Origin of the sequence: Blochmannia endosymbiont of Camponotus (Colobopsis) obliquus, assembly GCF_000973545.1 — a bacterium.
In the GTDB taxonomy this organism is placed as follows: Bacteria; Pseudomonadota; Gammaproteobacteria; order Enterobacterales; family Enterobacteriaceae; genus Blochmanniella.
This window is the reverse complement of record NZ_CP010049.1, coordinates 443750-463032: the sequence shown is the minus strand read 5'-3', so window position 1 is coordinate 463032 and position 19283 is coordinate 443750. Positions and strand designations below refer to the sequence as shown.

At 26.0% G+C, this 19283-nt stretch carries 13 protein-coding genes and 2 pseudogenes; 12 read left to right on the top strand and 3 right to left on the bottom strand.

All coding sequences use genetic code 11. From position 1 onward, the window contains the following. The first annotated feature begins 119 nt into the window (after positions 1 to 119). Together mntR and BOBLI757_RS01965 are read left to right on the top strand one after the other, a co-directional pair. Entirely contained in the window at positions 120 to 590 is a 471-nt protein-coding gene (mntR, locus tag BOBLI757_RS01970) for a manganese-binding transcriptional regulator MntR (protein ID WP_046305022.1), read from the top strand. A gap of 289 nt (positions 591 to 879) precedes the next feature. Continuing rightward, positions 880 to 1584, top strand: a complete 705-nt coding sequence (locus BOBLI757_RS01965) for a transglycosylase SLT domain-containing protein (protein WP_238954643.1) — start codon at positions 880 to 882, stop codon at positions 1582 to 1584. Positions 1585 to 2442: 858 nt separating this feature from the next. Here BOBLI757_RS01965 and BOBLI757_RS01960 read toward each other — a convergent pair. The 3 genes from BOBLI757_RS01960 to trxB form a co-directional block, all read right to left on the bottom strand. Then, positions 2443 to 3087, bottom strand: a complete 645-nt coding sequence (locus tag BOBLI757_RS01960; RefSeq protein ID WP_046305020.1) for a winged helix-turn-helix domain-containing protein — start codon at positions 3085 to 3087, stop codon at positions 2443 to 2445. 590 nt (positions 3088 to 3677) lie between these two features. After that, positions 3678 to 3896: a translation initiation factor IF-1 gene (infA, locus tag BOBLI757_RS01955; RefSeq protein ID WP_046305018.1), complete on the bottom strand. Its 219-nt coding sequence runs from the start codon at positions 3894 to 3896 to the stop codon at positions 3678 to 3680. Between the two features lie 287 nt (positions 3897 to 4183). Continuing rightward, a complete protein-coding gene (gene trxB / locus BOBLI757_RS01950) occupies positions 4184 to 5140 on the bottom strand; it encodes a thioredoxin-disulfide reductase (protein ID WP_046305016.1) in 957 nt (318 codons plus the stop codon). Positions 5141 to 5640: 500 nt separating this feature from the next. On the opposite strand from trxB, the pseudogene BOBLI757_RS03420 reads away from it, so the two are divergent. The 10 genes and pseudogenes from BOBLI757_RS03420 to lpxK all read left to right on the top strand — a co-directional run. Further along, positions 5641 to 6062 (top strand): annotated as a pseudogene (locus BOBLI757_RS03420) (DNA translocase FtsK 4TM domain-containing protein); the annotation flags it as partial. A 717-nt stretch (positions 6063 to 6779) separates the two neighbouring features. Further along, positions 6780 to 8003: pseudogene (locus BOBLI757_RS03415) on the top strand (DNA translocase FtsK); the annotation flags it as partial. A gap of 241 nt (positions 8004 to 8244) precedes the next feature. Then, entirely contained in the window at positions 8245 to 8853 is a 609-nt protein-coding gene (gene lolA, locus BOBLI757_RS01935; RefSeq protein WP_046305014.1) for an outer membrane lipoprotein periplasmic chaperone LolA, read from the top strand. A gap of 360 nt (positions 8854 to 9213) precedes the next feature. Continuing rightward, positions 9214 to 10524 (top strand): serine--tRNA ligase, encoded by a 1311-nt coding sequence (gene serS / locus BOBLI757_RS01930; protein ID WP_046305012.1) that lies wholly within the window; start codon positions 9214 to 9216, stop codon positions 10522 to 10524. Positions 10525 to 10717: 193 nt separating this feature from the next. After that, the gene (gene serC, locus BOBLI757_RS01925; protein ID WP_046305011.1) at positions 10718 to 11806 is read left to right on the top strand and encodes a 3-phosphoserine/phosphohydroxythreonine transaminase; all 1089 of its coding nucleotides are present in this window, start codon (positions 10718 to 10720) and stop codon (positions 11804 to 11806) included. 129 nt (positions 11807 to 11935) lie between these two features. After that, positions 11936 to 13222: a 3-phosphoshikimate 1-carboxyvinyltransferase gene (aroA, locus tag BOBLI757_RS01920; RefSeq protein WP_046305010.1), complete on the top strand. Its 1287-nt coding sequence runs from the start codon at positions 11936 to 11938 to the stop codon at positions 13220 to 13222. A gap of 100 nt (positions 13223 to 13322) precedes the next feature. Continuing rightward, positions 13323 to 13997 (top strand): (d)CMP kinase, encoded by a 675-nt coding sequence (cmk, locus tag BOBLI757_RS01915; RefSeq protein ID WP_046305008.1) that lies wholly within the window; start codon positions 13323 to 13325, stop codon positions 13995 to 13997. Between the two features lie 130 nt (positions 13998 to 14127). Beyond that, entirely contained in the window at positions 14128 to 15810 is a 1683-nt protein-coding gene (rpsA, locus tag BOBLI757_RS01910) for a 30S ribosomal protein S1 (protein WP_046305006.1), read from the top strand. Positions 15811 to 16302: 492 nt separating this feature from the next. Further along, positions 16303 to 18054, top strand: a complete 1752-nt coding sequence (msbA, locus tag BOBLI757_RS01905) for a lipid A ABC transporter ATP-binding protein/permease MsbA (RefSeq protein ID WP_046305005.1) — start codon at positions 16303 to 16305, stop codon at positions 18052 to 18054. After that, the gene (gene lpxK, locus BOBLI757_RS01900) at positions 18054 to 19046 is read left to right on the top strand and encodes a tetraacyldisaccharide 4'-kinase (RefSeq protein ID WP_046305003.1); all 993 of its coding nucleotides are present in this window, start codon (positions 18054 to 18056) and stop codon (positions 19044 to 19046) included. Before msbA ends, lpxK begins: the two co-directional genes overlap by 1 nt. Positions 19047 to 19283 lie beyond the last annotated feature (237 nt).

The following is a 19283-nucleotide window of genomic DNA, read 5'->3' as shown; positions in this document are numbered from 1 at the left end:
AATTTTTTTAATTATTTTATATATGTTATTGTTATTCTTGATAGACATTAATATTAAATTTTTGTTTTATAAATTATTTACATATGATTATTAAAATAATGGGAATAAGGTAAATAAAAATGGATCAAAGTAATGCAACTTTACTACTTGATGGTTTTGCATGTACATTGAATAGAAAAGAGTATTTGCAAGGTTTTTCGCAAGTAAGACAAGCTCATAAACGGGAATTAATTGATGATTATGTTGAATTAATAGCTGATTTGTATCGGATAAATGGTGAAGTACGTCAAGTAGATTTAGCGATGTCATTAGGTGTTGCTCAGCCAACTGTAGCTAAAATGCTTAAAAAATTAATAGCTAATGGTTTAGTTGAACAACAACCTTATCGTGGAATTTTTTTAACTATCAAAGGTAGAAAATTAGCAAATAAAAATTGTTTGCGACATAAAGTTGTGAAGTTATTTTTATTGTCTTTGGGGGTAAGTGAAAAAAATGCTCATCGTGATTCTGAAGGTATTGAGCATCATGTAAGTGAAGAAACATTATTGATGTTTAGTAGTTTTTTAAAAGAAAAAAAGAATGTATTTTAGAATATATTAAACGTTTATTAAATATTTATTATTTTTAATTAAAAATTATTTATGTATATAATATATAAAATATATGTTTTTCTTATTAAATATTTTTATATTTTATTTTAAGATTTAATGTTATTATTTTTCTAGTTGTTATATTTCCAAATACAGAGATATTTTAAATATTATAAATTTTAAATTATTTAAATTAAAAATTTTAATGTAATGAAATTTTTGTTTTTTATTTGTATATAGATAGTATTATATAATAATGATGATATAGATTAAAATTATTGAGTATTATATGTATTTTTTGTATATTGATAATCAATTTAATAAAATAGGTAGAGTTTTAATAAAATTAATGGGGTGTTTTTTAATCTTTTTATTGTGTTCTTGTAAAATACAAGAACACAATAAAAAGATTAAGCCTGTATCTTTTGATCTTGATTTAAAATTTCTTGAATCTTTGGAATTAAATATTCGAACTTACCATAATTATATTCATTATGTATCAAATATTTATAATGTTGATGAAATATTAATAAAAGCTATTATTCAAGTAGAATCCAATTATAATCCTAAAGTTGTTAGTAAATCTAATGCTGTTGGTTTAATGCAACTTAAGTCTTCTACAGCTGGTAGAGAAGTTTATCGTATGAAAGGATGGAAAGGAGAACCTAGTGTGAGAGATCTTAAAAATATTGCTATCAATATTAATTTGGGTACTGCTTATTTATCAATTTTACAAAAACGATTAATTGGAATTAATAATCCACAAACTAAACGGTACGCTTTGATAGTATCTTATGTTAATGGTCTAGGAACTTTATTACGTATGTTCTCTTCTGATTATAATATTGCTATCACTAAAATTAATACATTTACACCAGAAGAATTTTGTAAATATATTCAAAATTATCATCCATCAGTACAAGCTAGACGATATCTTTGGAAAATAAACGTTGTTTATTCAGCAATAATATATAAACAATTTTTTTTGAATTGATTAAATCTTATTTTAGATTTGTATGTAAAATTATTTTAAAAATAAAAAATTGTTTTAAATAATTTTTTTAAATAATAATTATTTATTCATGATGAATAAGTTTAAAAATTTTGTAATTAATAATTAAATATTTAGTGAATTATTATTTTAGGTATGTTATATTAAAATGCCTAAAATAATTTAGATAAATAACTATTACGTTATTTATTTTTTAATATTAATATGGATTCGTAAAGCATAATTAATATTGTGATTTTATAAATTTTTTTGTTTATTAAGATTTGATATAAATTTTTGTATTGTGGAGTTAAATGAATTAAAGTTAAATTTTAAATACAAAAATTTAAGATGGTTGTGTACTGTTTCAGTCATGCACAGTAACCAGTTACATTAATAGTGATATTTAATTATCATATTAATTGAGTTGTTTTTTGATAAATATATTTTGTTTTGTGTTTTTCAATATTTAAAAATTTTAAAAATAATAAAATATTATTTTTATTTGCATTTGATGATTGTTGTGTATGTGTATTTTAATAAAAATTTATAAAATAATATAAAAAAAATATAATTTATATTATTGTAAAATTTAAGTTTTTAATTTGTGGTTATTTTAAATGAATATTTTATATATTTTTTGATGATATTTTGTGTACAAAACATCGTATATCAAATATACTAATGTTTGAATGTATATCTCTTATAAAGAAATATTTTAGTTTTAAGTTATTATTAATTGATATGAATGTGCTTTATGTATATTTTGTTTAGTACATTTTAATTTTAAAATATATTATATTATTTTATTTTGTATAATATTACAATTATAACGATAATTGATTGCTATAGTAGTGTATATTATTTTTTTTGTACAGCTTCAGAAATTTGTAAGTTATATTCATTACATTCTAAACCAGGGATAGGATGTAAGGCGCAAATATTACAAGAGTTAATTTGTTTACAAAAATACAATTTTTGATTATTTTTATCTTTATGATGTAGATATGATGATAAAGCCATAGTTAAAATAATGGCTGTTAGTAATAAAGTTAAAGTATACTTAATATTTTGTTTTGAAAAATTTGTTTTTAAAGATAATAATTTTGATTGAGTGTACAAATTGTTAATTTTGTTTATACAATTTGATTGTGAAAAATTTTCTTTTATTATTTTAATAGTTAATTGATCATTTAGTTTAAATCCTCGTTTTGGAATTGTAATTATAGCTGAAGAATTTAGCCCGAGTGAATTTAGGCTTTTGCGAATTAAGCTAATTTGTTGATTTAAATTTCCATTAGAAGCTTCTAGTCCATGATTTTTCCAAACTATAGTAAATAGATGTTGTCTAGTCACTGGTTCTCTAGTTTCCCGATATTTAATTAATTCCTCTAAAATTTTTCCAGCAGAATTAGATAATTTTGTTGCTGTATTTATATCATGTATTGATGTTAGCAAATATTTTGTAGTATCAAATGTTACAGTTGAATGAATAATATATTTCATTATTTGCTCCATTAAAACTTAATTTAATATTAATAAAAATTAGAATATATTTACATTAAAGAATATAGGTTTTTTAATATTTTTATAAATATTTTTTTAATTTTAATAAAATTTGGTATGGTATGGTATTAATTTAAAAGTTGATTTTATTAATTTTTTAGCATGCATGTTATTTTTGGTTTTTATTATTTTATACATTAAAATTTAGATATAAGGTATTGCAATATAACGTATATTTTTTTAAATATCTTGTATTTTTAAATGTTGTGTTATGTAAATATAAAATTAGTTTTTATACTAATTATTTTATGTAATTTTATTTACTATGCAAATATCTTTTATTTTAGCAATCAACGTGTTAAATATATTTTGTATATAATATGGAAAATATTCTTTTCATGTGAGCCAGATAAAATTTCTTAGTTAGTACATTAAAAATAAAAACATTAAATGAATTAAAAATTAGTTTATAATTTATTAAAGATTAATTAGATTGAATAGATAATCATGTTTGATTTGTTCTGTTATTTAGTATATTTGTAACTGTGTTAAATTTTAGATGAGGTTTATATATAGATATTATTATATAATTATCGGCTACGAAAAATTATACGTCCTTTGTTTAAATCATAAGGAGTTAATTCTATAGTGACTTTATCTCCTGTTAAAATACGTATGTAATTTTTACGCATTTTTCCAGAGATATGTGCAATTATTGTGTGTCCGTTTTCCAATTTAACTCGAAACATGGTATTGGGTAGGGTATCGATTACTATACCTTGCATTTCAATATTCTCTTCTTTAATCATGATTATCCTTTGTTATTAAATAAGTGTATTATGTTAAATTAAAAATAGTATTTAAAATTTTTTATGTCAAATAATAATCGAAATATCTAATATTCTGTAAATAATTAAATTAAAATAGATTTTAACAAATTATGTTTATATAACATATTTATTTTGTAAAATAAATCTTCTTAAACATTAAACAATTTTAATATATGAGAAAAGGAAGAAATATTTATATCGAAGTATGTTAATTGCATTCAATTATATAATTTTATGTTATTCAATTTTGTTCATGGAATTTGTATTTAATTGTTTTTACTACAGTATCGTTCTGCATCTAAAGCCGCCATACAACCAGTTCCTGCAGACGTTATAGCTTGTCTATAGTGAGAATCGATAACGTCTCCAGCAGCAAAAATTCCAGGAATTGATGTTGCGGTTGCATTACCGGTTAATCCAAATTGAACGGTAATATAACCATTTTTTAAATTTAATTGATTTTTAAAGATATCAGTATTTGGAATATGTCCAATATTAATAAATATACCATTAATCATAATTTCTTTTTTTAATAAGCTATTGGTATCATTTAAACTGATACCAGTTACGCCTGTTTTGTTACCTAAAATTTTATTAATGATATAATTAGTATGTAAAAAAATATTTTTTTCAGTTTTTATTTTTTCCATTAGTTTGTTAATAAGCATTTTTTCTGCTCGGAATGTATTACGACGATGAATAAGGTGTACTTCATTTGCAATATTAGACATATATAACGTTGCTTCTATTGCAGAGTTGCCACCTCCAATAACAGCAACTTTTTGTTTTTTGTAAAAAAAACCATCACAAGTGACGCAGTAAGAAACACCTTTATTCTGATACATGTTTTCAGATGGTATATTTAATTTTTTTGGAGAAGCTCCAGTTGCAATTATTAAAACATCACAAATATATTTTTTATCATCACCAATTAAGCAAAAAGGAGTTCGTTTTAGATTTGTTTCGATAATATGATCAAAGATAACATCAACGTTTAGTTTGGTGGCATGAATATGCATACGTTCCATAAGTAATGGTCCAGTTAGTCCCTCTGGATTTCCAGGCCAATTTTCTATTTCGTTAGTGGTAGTTAATTGCCCGCCGTGTTCTATTCCAGTAATTAAAGTAGGATGCAAATTAGCTCGTGCAGCATAAATTGCAGCAGTATATCCAGCGGGTCCTGAACCTAATATAATTAATTTATATTTTTTTATTTTCAACATAATTCTACCTTATAACTAATCTTACAGATAACATTATAATTATCTAATTGTAACTATCATAATGTGTATTTTATATTTTTATATTTCTTTTGAATTAGAAATGAATAATTGTTGTATAGCGTTTTAAAATTGTATTAATGTTATATTTTATGAAAATATTTTTAGATTTTGAGATACATTTTTAATGTTATTCAGTTTGAATTTGAGTATACAGTTTTATGTAAATTGTTTAAAACATATTTAATTGAATATTAGTAAATATATATATATTTTTAAAGAACGAATCGCGAAAAATTTATAAAATATTTAAAGTTCTAATTTTACAATTAAAATTAAGTGAATTATATGTTCGCGATACATCTATTACACAAATATCGTGTATGATATAATCTATTAATATGTTAATAGATTTCATTTTATAATAAATAGTATAATAATAAAATGTATTTTTTTATTTATTTTAATTTATTTTTATATTTTTTAGAATATAAAAAAATACAATGAAAAAAATATTTTTATTAATTATGTTTTTAGGATCATTATATTTATTAGTTTCATTATTTAGTTATTATCCTTTTGATCCTAGTTGGTTCCAAGCAACATATCCTGTTTTTGTGCATAATAAAGCAGGTATTTTGGGAGCGTTTTGCGCTGATTTATTATTTTTTGTTTTTGGTGCAATAGCATATTTTATTCCATGTTGCATATTTTTTTTTTCTGGAAAATATTTTTTAAAAGTAATAGTATAGATTTTTTTGTTTTATCTTTTAGAATTATTGGTGCTTTAGCTGTATTGTTATCTTTATGTGGTTTGATGACAATAACCATACATGATTTTAATTATTTTGGATCAGGAGGTGCTATCGGTGATATTGTAAGTAGAATTATTTTATTGCAATGTGGTAGTCAACATACTATTTGCTTTATGCTTTTTATTTTAATTATTGGAATGATGTTATGTACTAATTTTTTATTTTGGAATGCTATATGTAAAATATTTTATTTATTGACTAATAACGTATTTAATAAATATGAAAAATTTTATAGTAAAAATACCACCAGTTATTATCTTTATTCACATGTAATAAACCAACAATTAATTATAATATTGTTTAAACGCAATAAGGTTAAGTCTGAAGTATTTTCTTTTTTTTGTTTTAAAAATAAGAATTTTGCACAATTCAAATCAAGTAATATTCCAAATAATAATGCTATTATAGATTTAAGTTACGTTCAAATTTTAGATAATAATGTTATTGTTTCAAACATTCATAAATTGGACTTTGTGGTTTTTTATAAAGATTTGCATCTTAATACAATACGTATAATTACTAATTCGAGTTTTTCTTTGAAAAAAATATTAGCAAGTATTGTTTATTGCAATTTCTTAAAAAACAAGATGTTTTTTTTATGTCGTGATGTTTCTTACAAAATAAACAAATTTTCTTATAAAATATATTTATCATACAATAGTAATGATAGTGATGCAATTTGTTCTTTAATTTTTCTCCATAAACATAAATCATATAATAATATATTAAATATTAATAAAAAAATATGTCATACTAATCACAAAGCGTTTAGATTAAATATGGAAAAATATAAAAATAATGATAAACGTCAGTTAATTTGTGATGTTCCTGTACCTATTCTTCCTATTTTAAATAATAAAATAAATCAAATAACTTCAGGTGTATTAACAAAGGATGTTCATGAATCCTATTTAGATAAGATTGCACGATTAATAGAAATAAAATTAGCTGATTATCATATTACAGCAAGTGTTATAAATATTTTATCGGGTCCAGTCATTACTAGATTTGAATTAGATTTAGCTGCTGGAGTAAAAATTGCACGCATTATTAATATTTCTCGTGATTTAGCTCGTTCCTTATCAGTAAGCGTGGTAAAAGTAATTGAAGTTATTCCAGGAAAACCTTATATTGGATTAGAAATACCTAATAATAAACGTCAAATAGTTTCTTTTCAAGAATTATTAAATTGTGACAAATTTCGTTATGCTAATTCTCCATTAACATTAATTTTTGGTAAAGATATTGTTGGTCAACCGGTTATTAATGATCTTAAAAATTTAATCCATATATTAATTGCTGGTACTACTGGTTCTGGTAAGTCAGTGGGAGTTAATGTTATGATTTTAAGTATTCTGTATAAAGCGACTCCTGAAGAAGTACGTTTTATTTTAATTGATCCAAAAATGTTGGAATTATCTGTTTATTCGGGTATACCTCATCTTTTAATGGAAGTTGTGACCGATATGAAAGATGTTGATCATGTTTTAAATTGGTGTATCAAAGAAATGGAATATAGATATCAATTAATGTCAATTCTAGGTGTTCGTAATTTGATTAATTATAACGAACGAATTTCTCAAGCTAATCATCGTAATCATCCTATTGATAATCCCTTATACAACAGTAATAACAGTTATTTACAATCTTCTAAAAAATTTTTAGATATATTGCCATATATTATAATAATTATTGATGAATTTTCTGATTTGATAATGGCATCCGGAAAAAAAATAGAAGAATTAATCATTAGATTATCACAAAAATCGAGAGCTGCAGGCATTCATTTAATATTAGCAACTCAACGACCATCAGTTAATGTGATTACTGGATTAATTAAAGCTAACATACCGACTCGCGTTGCTTTTTCTGTATCAAGTAAAATTGATTCTCGTACTATTCTTGACCAAAATGGCGCGGAGATGTTATTAGGTAGGGGTGATATGTTATATTTGCCAGCATATTCTTCTGTCCCGATACGCGTTCATGGTGCGTTTGTACAAGAAAAAGAAATAGAAACAATAGTTAATACTTGGAAAAATACTAATTAAACAAAGCACACCGATAGTATTATTAATATGCTAAATAAATAAAAAAGACATATAAGTAATATGTACCGTTCTAATATTGTTTTATTTAATAATTTGCATATTAATAATAATATTTACTATAAATAGCAATGTTATATCATGCAACATAACAATGCAAACATATTTTAATATCTATTAAAATTTTGTATATACTATTTTATAATACTGTTATTTTAATAACATTAGAAATATAAATGATTAAATGAATAATCTGTTAATGTGCATGTTTTTTTTGGTTCTGGTCATCACTTATCCTGTACTAAGTAACCCGAATTATATATTACAAAACCGATTAAAACAAATAAATAGTTTTTCTGCAAAATTTATTCAACAAGTAATTGACATTAATGGTATTATCATACAAACAAATGAAGGAGAATTGTGGATAAAATATCCTAATTTTTTTCGTTTTCGTTTTGTTTATCCAAATGAATTTTTTTTAGTTTCTAATGGCAAATTATTGTGGTTGTTTAATCCTACAATTAACCAAGTAATAATTTATTGTGTTAAAAATATTATGATAGATTCACCTTTAATTTTGCTTGCAAAAGATGAAATTAAAAATTGTAATAAATATAATGTACAACAAAATAATGATTATTTTTCTTTATTACCTAAAGTACATAATGCAAATTTAAAACATTTCTCCATTACGGTGACGACTGATGGGATTATTAAAAATTTTTCATTATTTGAACAGGGTGGTCAGATTGTTGAATGTCAATTGAGTGATTTTAAAAAAATATTAATGAATGATGATGAATTTTACTTTCATATTCCTAAAGGTACAACAATAGACGATCAACGTTGATTATACTTATAAACATATAAAAATTTATAAATAATTTTGAATATTATATGTAACGAAGAATGTACTGTTAATAATGAATAAGTTATCTTTGTATTTAAATATATTTAATATGCTTTACTATATGTAAAAAAAGATATTTTGTATTTTACAAAAATGAAATATGTTATTAAATAATGATAGGTATATAATTTCTGTAAATTTAGTTTACGTATTATACAAAATATACAATACGTTTACATTTTATATTATTTATATAAATTGTTTTATATTAAATACTATCAGTAATTATTAATATTTTTCAATTTATTATTTCAATAGATCTTTTAAACTTTTATTTCACTTCTAATTATAGAATATATTATGCTTGACCCTAAATTATTACGAAATAATATTGATTTGATAGCCAAAAAATTGGCTCGTAGAAAATTTGTGTTGGATGTAGAAAAGTTACGTAATCAGGAAAAACAACGTAAGTCTTTGCAAATAGAAATAGAAAATTTAAGAGCTCAACGTAATGTTCTTTCTAAAACAATAGGTAACATGAAAATACGTAAACAAAATTACGATTTTTTATGTCAAAAAGTTGATATCTTAAATCAACGTTTAAATAATATCGAAAAGGATAATAATATATTGCAACATGAAATTATGAATTATGCGTTATCTTTACCTAATATTTTAGATGCACATGTTCCTGATGGATGTACTGAAAAAGATAATTTAGAAATTTTTAGATGGGGTAATTTACGTAATTATGATTTTACAATACGTGATCATGTAGAATTAGGAAAAATAATTGGTGGATTAGATTTTTCCACTGCCGTAAAATTAACAGGATCACGTTTTGTAGTTATGTATGGGCAAATTGCTTATTTACATCGAGCTTTAATTCAATTTATGCTAGATGTGCATATTAAACAACATGGATATCAAGAATATTATGTACCATATTTAGTGAATCAACGTTCATTATATGGTACTGGACAATTACCAAAATTTTCTGAAGATTTATTTCATGTTCAACCATTACAACATCATACCGATTTCTATACACTTATACCAACTGCTGAAGTTCCGTTAGTTAATTTATTGAGTAATAAGATTCTTGATGAAAAAGATTTACCTGTGAAAATGATAGCTCATACACCATGTTTTCGTGCTGAAGTGGGTAGTTATGGACGAGATCGTCGTGGTTTAGTACGTATGCATCAATTTGATAAAGTAGAAATGGTACAAGTCGTGATGCCGGAAGCATCGATGCAAGCATTAGAAGAATTAACTAACCATGCAGAAAAAATTTTACAATTACTCGATTTACCATATAGAAAAATGTTGTTATGTAGTGGTGATATAAGTTTCACGGCATGTAAAACGTATGATTTAGAGGTTTGGTTACCTGCACAAAATATGTATCGTGAAGTTTCTTCTTGCTCAAATATCAGGGATTTTCAAGCTAGAAGGATACAAGCGCGTTATCGTAATAAAAGAAATAATCAGATAAGATTATTGCATACTTTAAATGGTTCAGGATTAGCTGTGGGACGTACATTAATAGCGATATTGGAAAATTATCAATTATCAACTGGATGTGTTGAGATACCATTGATATTGCAAAAATATATGAATGGTTTGAAGTATATTGGCGTCTGTAATAAACTAAAAAAATTGTAGCAGTTGTTACACCATGGTATATCTTATTATTAGTATTTGATTAAAATAAAATATTTAGTAAATATGGTGTTAGTTTTGCACAATCAAATCTTTTATTAGATATATTATAGAAATATAAATAATTATTAATGTACTGGTATTTTTTATAATATACTATAGTATTAGATTACATAATCGAAAATTATTATCTTATATGAAGCAAAGAAAATTTAATTTTAGCGCTGGCCCATCAATGCTACCACTTGAAGTGTTACAACAAATAAAAGAAGAATTATTTAATTGGCATGATGTTGGTGCATCCATCATGGAGGTTAGTCATCGTAGTAAAGAATTTGTTCAGGTAGCTTGTAGTGCAGAACATGATTTGCGTACAATTTTAAATATACCAAATAATTATAAAGTATTGTTTTGTCAAGGAGGAGCTCGCGCTCAGTTTGCTGCTGTGCCAATGAATATTCTTGGATCAAATATTAATGCTGATTATGCAAATAGTGGTTATTGGTCATATAGTGCTGCTAATGAAGCAAAAAAATATTGTAAACCTAGAATATTTGATGTCAGTATTCAGATTGATGGTTTACGTAAAATACAGCCAATATGTAATTGGCCGTTATCTGATAACAGTGCTTATATCCATTACTGTCCTAATGAAACTATTGATGGTTTAGCTATTGACGAGATTCCCGAGTTTAATAATGCAGTAGTAGTAGGTGATTTTTCATCTACTCTATTATCCCGTCCATTGAATGTAAATAAATTTGGTTTAATTTATGCTGCAGCACAAAAAAATATAGGACCGTCTGGATTAACGATAGTTATTGTACGTGAAGATTTATTAGGTCATGCACGTATAGATTTACCATCAATTTTAAATTATCAATTATTATCAATTAATAAATCTATGCTAAATACTCCGCCTACTTTTTCTTGGTACGTTGCAGGATTAGTATTTAAATGGCTCAAAGAACAGGGAGGATTAACTGTAATGAATGAGCTTAATAAAATTAAGTCAGATTTGTTGTATACTACTATAGACAAAAATGATTTTTATCATAACGATATATTTCCAATAAATCGTTCTCTTACTAATATAACTTTTAGATTAGTTGATAATCAATTGGAAAAATTATTTTTAGAGAAATCTTTAAATGAAGGGTTGTACGCTTTACAAGGACATAAGTTAGTTGGTGGCATGCGAGCATCATTATATAACGCTATGACATTACAGGGTGTAAAAAAACTAGTAGAATTTATGAATTGGTTTGCAGTTAAGTACGGTTAAAGTATATTCAATATTTTTATTTTGTTTAAAAACTTTTATAATATGTAATGTAAATATTTAAGTAAAATTGATTATGTTTTTGTGTGATTTTAATATAATTAAATAATAGTTGATAAGATAGCATTTTGTATGAAAAGATCTATAAAATTAAAACCCGTTAAAAAGGTCAATGGAACTATTAATTTACCTGGTTCAAAAAGTATTAGCAATAGAGCATTATTATTAGCAGCACAAGCTCAAGGAATTACCAAATTAACAAATTTGTTAGATAGTGATGATGTACGCTATATGTTAAATGCTTTACAAAAGCTAGGAATTACTTACTATCTTTCATCTGATTGCAAAACTTGTGAAATACAAGGTATTGGTGGTGCATTACACAAGACGTTAAGAGATAATTTATTATTTTTAGGCAATTCAGGAACGTCCATGCGGTTTTTAACAGCTGCATTGTGTTTACAAAATAATAAAATTATTTTGACAGGGGAACCACGTATGCAAGAACGCCCGATTGGGCATTTAGTGAATGCTTTACGACAAGGAGGCAGTAAAATAGAATATTTACAACGTAAGAATTACCCTCCTATACAAGTATTTGGTGGATATACAGGTGGTTCTATTATTATTAATGGAAGCATTTCCAGTCAATTCCTTTCTGCAATATTAATGATGGCACCATTAGCTGATAATGATAGTTATATTGACGTTAAAGGGATTTTAGTATCAAAGCCATATATAAATACTACTATATCTATTATGCAACAATTTGGTGTTGAAATTAATCATAAAGATTATCGATATTTTTATGTTAGAGGTAAAAGATATTATAGATCTCCAGGGAAATATGAAATAGAAGGAGATGCTTCTAGTGCTTCATATTTTTTAGCTGCTGCAGCTATTTGCGGCGGTCCTGTAAAGGTTATCGGAATAAATAAAAATAGTATTCAAGGTGATATACATTTTGCAAATATTTTACAAAGAATGGGTGCTATTATTAATTGGGGTAGTAATTATATTGAGTGTATACGTGGTACTCTTAATTCAGTTGATATAGACATGAATAGTACTCCAGATATAGCTATGACTGTCGCTGTTACTGCATTATTTACTAAAACAGGCACTACGACGTTACGAAATATTTATAATTGGAGAATTAAAGAGACTGATAGATTAAAAGCAATGGCTAATGAATTACGTAAAGTTGGTGCGATTGTTTTTGAAGGAAGTGATTATTTATCATTAACTCCGCCTTCTAAAATTACTTACGCAGAAATTAATACTTATAATGATCATCGTATGGCAATGTGTTTTGCTTTATTAGCTTTATCTGAAAGTGGGGTTACAATTATTGAACCAGAATGTGTAAATAAAACGTTTCCTTGTTTTTTTGAAGAATATTCAAAGTTAATTTCTTAAATTGTAATGCATTGTTAATTTTTGTGTGTTAATTTTATAGTAAATAAATTATAATTGTTTTGATATGATGTTAATAACATCCTAATATTCGTAGGATTGTATGATTATGAAAATACCAGTAATTACTGTTGATGGTCCTAGTGGTGTGGGAAAAGGAGTGTTGTGTAGAGCAATAGCAAAAAAATTAAATTGGCATATTTTAGATTCAGGAGCTGTATACCGAGCTTTAGTGTTATCTGCGATAAATCACCGCATTTCGTTAAAGCATGAGCAAAAGTTAGCAGCGCTTGCTGCTAATTTTGATATTGATTTTATGATTAATGCAAATAAATTAAATATTTTAATTAAAGGAGAAAAAAATAAACAAGATATTCGTAATGAAGCAATAGGAGAATTGGCTTCTGATATTGCTGTTTTACCTAAAGTACGAGAAGTTTTGTTATATCGGCAACGTTCATTTAAGAAATTACCTGGTTTAATTGCAGACGGTAGAGATATGGGTACTGTGGTATTTCCTAATGCTATTATTAAGTTTTTTCTTGATGCTTCTTTTGAAGAAAGAAAAAAACGTCGTATTTTACAGTTGCAGAAAATGGGCTTTGATGTTAACTTGAATAAACTTATAACGAGGATTAAAAAACGTGATGATCGTGACTGTAATCGATTAATATCACCTTTAGTTCCAGCAGTAGATGCATTAAGAATTGATTCTACTAATCTTTCGGTATATGAATTAACAAATAGGATATTAACACATATTGCGCAATTTTTATAATTTATATTTTGTATGAATGTTGCATAAGTCTAGTTAAAGGATTACAGCTAGTAATATATCATAAACCAAACCTATCAACATCATGGATGTTTATAATAGGTAGTAATTTTAAATTTTGAAGATAATGAACATGACAGAATCATTTGCTCAACTTTTTGAAGAATCTTTAAAACAGATTAAAACTTACCCAGGCTCTATTGTTCGTGGTGTAGTAATAAATATTACCAAAAATATTGTTTTAGTCGACGCTGGTTTAAAGTCTGAATCTGCCATTCCTATTGAACAATTTTATGATTCTCAAGGCAAATTAGAAGTAAAAGTAGGTGATCAGGTTGATGTTATATTAGATGCAGTAGAAGATGGTTTTGGTGAAACATTATTATCTCGTGAAAAGGCAAAACGTTATGAAACATGGATTATGTTAGAAAAAGCTTATGAAGAAGCAACGACCGTTGTTGGCATGATTAACGGTAAAGTCAAGGGTGGATTTACCGTTGAATTAAATGGAATTCGTGCATTTTTACCTGGTTCTTTAGTAGATATTCGTCCAATGCATGATTCTTTATGTTTGGAAGGTAAAGCATGTGAATTTAAAGTTATTAAATTGGATCAAAAACGTAATAATGTTGTAGTCTCTCGTCGAGCTGTTATTGAATCAGAAAATAGTGCTGAGCGTGATTGTCTTTTAAATAAATTACAAGAAAATATGGAAATTAAAGGTATTGTAAAAAATTTAACAGATTATGGAGCCTTTATAGATCTTGGAGGTGTGGATGGTCTGTTGCATATTACTGATATGGCATGGAGACGTGTAAAACATCCTAGTGAAATTGTTAATCTTGGTGATGAGGTTGTTGTTAAAGTATTAAAATTTGATCGCGAGCGTATTCGGGTTTCTTTGGGATTAAAACAATTAGGTGAAGATCCATGGATTACTATAAAAAAACGTTATCAAGAAGGGACGCGATTAATAGGTAAAGTCACTAATTTAACAGATTATGGTTGTTTTATTGAAGTTGAAGGAGGTGTTGAAGGGTTGGTGCATATTTCCGAAATGGATTGGACAAATAAAAATATACATCCATCAAAAATTGTTAGTGTAGGTGATTGTATTGAAGTTATGGTTTTGGATATAGACGAAGAACGTCGTCGTATTTCTTTAGGATTAAAACAGTGTAAATTGAATCCGTGGCAGAATTTTGCTGAAACTTATAATAAAGGAGATCATGTTATAGGTAAGATAAAATCTGTTACTGATTTTGGTATATTTATTGGTCTTAACGGAGGTATTGATGGTCTTGTACATATGTCTGATATTTCTTGGAACAATATTAGTGAAGAAGAAATGTGTAAGTATAAGAAAGGTGATGAAATAACAGCTATGGTTCTTCAGGTTGATGCAGAGCGTGAACGTATTTCTTTAGGTATTAAACAATTATTGGATGATCCATTAAATAATTTTTTATTATTAAATCAAAAAGGTAAGATTGTAGCAGGCAAAATTATATCAATAGATACCAAAGGAATTAAAATTGCACTAGGAGATAATGTTGAAGGTTATTTACGATGTTCTGAAATTTCACATGATTACAAGAATATGAAAATTGTATTTAATATCGGTGATGTTGTTAAAGCTAGAATTATTGGAATTGATCGTAAAAATCGTATTATCAATTTATCCGTATGCTTTAATCAAGAAAATAACGGAATAATTAATGCTAGTCATTCTTCTTGTGTTAATGATCAACAAGAAAATACTCGTTTTTCCAATGTTATGACAGAAGCATTTAAGGCGGCAACTAAAAATGAATAATTGTAAGAGCAATACGTTGAAAAATTTTTAGTAATATTAATTACAAAATAGTTAGGATAATTTTTGTTGAGAACTTATAACAGGAATGTTATTAATTTTTAAATAAATGTTATTAAAAAATAAATTATCATATTTATAATGATGCTTGACAACACAACATAAACAATATTAATTGTTTATTAAATATTAGAATTTTAATGAATACATTTTTAAAATGTTTAACATATTTATATAATACTATAACTATAACAAATTGGTATATATTAATGGTGTGTGTTTAATTTTGTACTTACATGTTATATTAAATTATAAAATAAATTATAAAATGTTGTTGTTTTGTTAGTTTATTATTAATGTTATTTAGAATGACATAAGGTCTTATGTTTATACAATATGTAATATTTTGAATTATGGTAATGATTTATCAAAATTTTTCATTATTAATTATATTTAAAGATGATTTAAGTAATTATTTGATATTTATAAAATATAATGTTAAAAAATAAAAATTATTTTTCTACTTGGCAAACCTTTCATCGTCTTTGGCCAATTATATTTCCTTTTAGGATAGGTTTATTTATTGCAGCAATTACTCTTATATTAAATGCTGCAAGTGATACTTTTATGTTATCATTACTTAAACCATTACTTGATGATGGTTTTGGTAAAGCAAATAAAAATATTTTTGTTTGGATGCCGTTAGCAGTAGTAAGTTTAATGGGATTACGTGGCGTTAGTGGTTTTGTTTCTAATTACTGTATTTCATGGGTTTCTGGAAAAGTGGTAATGGAAATACGCCGTCGTTTATTTAATCATATCATGGGAATGCCTGTATCATTTTTTTGTAAACAATCTATTGGAACGTTGTTATCCCGTATAACTTATGATTCTGAACAAGTAGCTTCTTCTTCTTCTAATGCTTTAATAATTATTGTACGTGAAAGCGCTTCAATAATTGGGTTAAGCATAATGATGTTTTATTACAGTTGGCAATTATCTTTAATAATAGTTGTTATTGCACCAATTGTATCTTTCATTATAAAATTAGTTTCTAACAAGTTTAGACGAATAAGTAACAAGATGCAAAATGCAATGGGGCAATTGACCAGCAGTGCTGAACAAATGTTAAAAGGACATAAAGAAGTATTAATTTTTGGCGGTCAACAGACGGAAAATAAACATTTTAGTTATATTAGTAATCAAATAAGGCAACAAAATATGAAAATGGTAGCTGTTTCGTCAATTTTTGACCCTATAGTTCAACTTATTGCTTCTTTAGCACTAGCTTTTGTATTATATGTCGCAAGTATTCCTAAAGTTATGGAAATTTTAACTGCAGGTAGTATTACTGTTATTTTTTCATCAATGATAGTTTTAATGAAGCCATTAAAATCTTTGACAAATGTTAATGCTCAATTTCAACGAGGTATGTCTGCGTGTCAAACTTTGTTCTCTATTCTTGATATGGCAACTGAAAAAGATAATGGAATGATTAAAATTAACAGAGTACGCGGAAATCTTACTTTTAAAAATGTTACCTTTTATTATCCCAACAAACATACCCCATCATTATATAATATTAATTTTACAGTTTCAACCGGCCATACTGTAGCTTTGGTGGGTAAATCTGGTTCAGGAAAATCTACAATTGCTAATTTATTGACTCGTTTTTATAATGTACATCAAGGAGAAATTTTACTTGATAATATTAATATTAATGAATATAAGTTGTCTTCGTTGCGCAATCAAATAGCCTTTGTCTCACAAAATGTTCATTTATTTAACGATACTATTGCTAATAATATTGCTTATGCTTATAAAAATTGTTATGTTGATAGAATAAAAATAGAAAATGTGGCATATATGGCTGGTATTATGGATTTTATTGGACAGATGGAACATGGATTAGATACAATAATAGGCGAGAATGGAATTCTTTTATCTGGAGGTCAACGTCAACGAATTGCAATCGCTCGAGCATTATTGAGGGATTGTCCTATTTTTGTTCTTGATGAGGCTACTTCTGCTTTAGATCCTGAAGCAGAGAGAGCGATTCAAAAGGTTTTTAGTAAGTTAAAAAATAATAAAACGTTATTAATTATTGCTCATCGTTTTTCTACCATAGAAAAAGCTGATGAAATATTAGTAATAGAAAACGGTTGTATTGTTGAACGTGGTACTCATGCATATCTAATTGATAGTCGAGGAATTTATGCTCAGTTACATAGATTGCAATTTAATTAATGTTATCTCGTATTTGGTATAGTACTTCTTTATATCATTTGTTTTTGTTGCCTTTTTCTTTATTATATGGTCTAATAAGTACTTTAATTAAGTTTGGTTATCGTTGTGGTTGTTTGAAATCATACAAATTTCCGTTAACGATAGTTGTGATTGGCAACCTGACAGTGGGCGGTAATGGTAAAACACCAATGGTATTATGGTTAGTTGAACAGTTACAACATCGAGGTTGGTTGGTTGGAGTCGTTTCTAGAGGTTATGGTGGTTATTCTAAACGATATCCTATTATATTAAATGAATTTAGTAATACTGATGAATGCGGTGACGAACCATTATTAATTTGGGAGCGTACTGGTGTTCCAATAGCCGTCTCACCTAGAAGAGCAGAAGCGGTAGCTGCGTTATTATATAAATATAAATTGAACGTTATTATTAGTGATGATGGATTGCAACATTATGCTCTAGAAAGAGATATTGAATGGGTAGTTGTTGCTCAGCGTCGTTTTGGAAATGGTTGGTGGCTACCTGCAGGGCCCATGAGAGAACGGATAACTAGATTAAGCTCAGTACATGAAATCATTGTGAATGGAGAACAGACTAAGGTTGGTGAAATACCCATGAAATTAGTTCCCAGTATGGTTGTTAATGTATTGAATGGCAAATGTCATAAATTAAATATTCTACACAATGTAGTGGCCATGGCGGGTATTGGTCATCCAGATCAATTTTTTGCTACTTTGCGCTCAAGTGGGATATTTCCTATAAAAGAAATTGTTTTTACAGATCATGCGATCTATCATGAAGAGACTCTTGCTGTACTTACTATGAATAATGAAATGTTGTTAATGACTGAAAAAGATGCAGTTAAGTGCCGTAAGTTTGCTCATATTAATTGGTGGTATTTACGAGTAGATGTAGATATATCTCGATTATCTACAGAAAAGCTGTTATTTTCCATAGAAAATAGTATAAATCAATATTATTACAGATTATAAAATATAATAATTTTTATATAATTTAGTATATAATTATAATGATTAATATTAAGTTTAATATTGATTTTGCAATACAAAAATAATTCAATTTATTAATCATTTTTATTTATATGATTAGGATTAGTGGGTGTATATTTAATTGCAGTATTACATTGTTGATATATACAATGATTGTTTTTGATTATAAAGAAAAAATAGTTTATATTATACGTCAAATATTTTAAAATACGTTTTGAA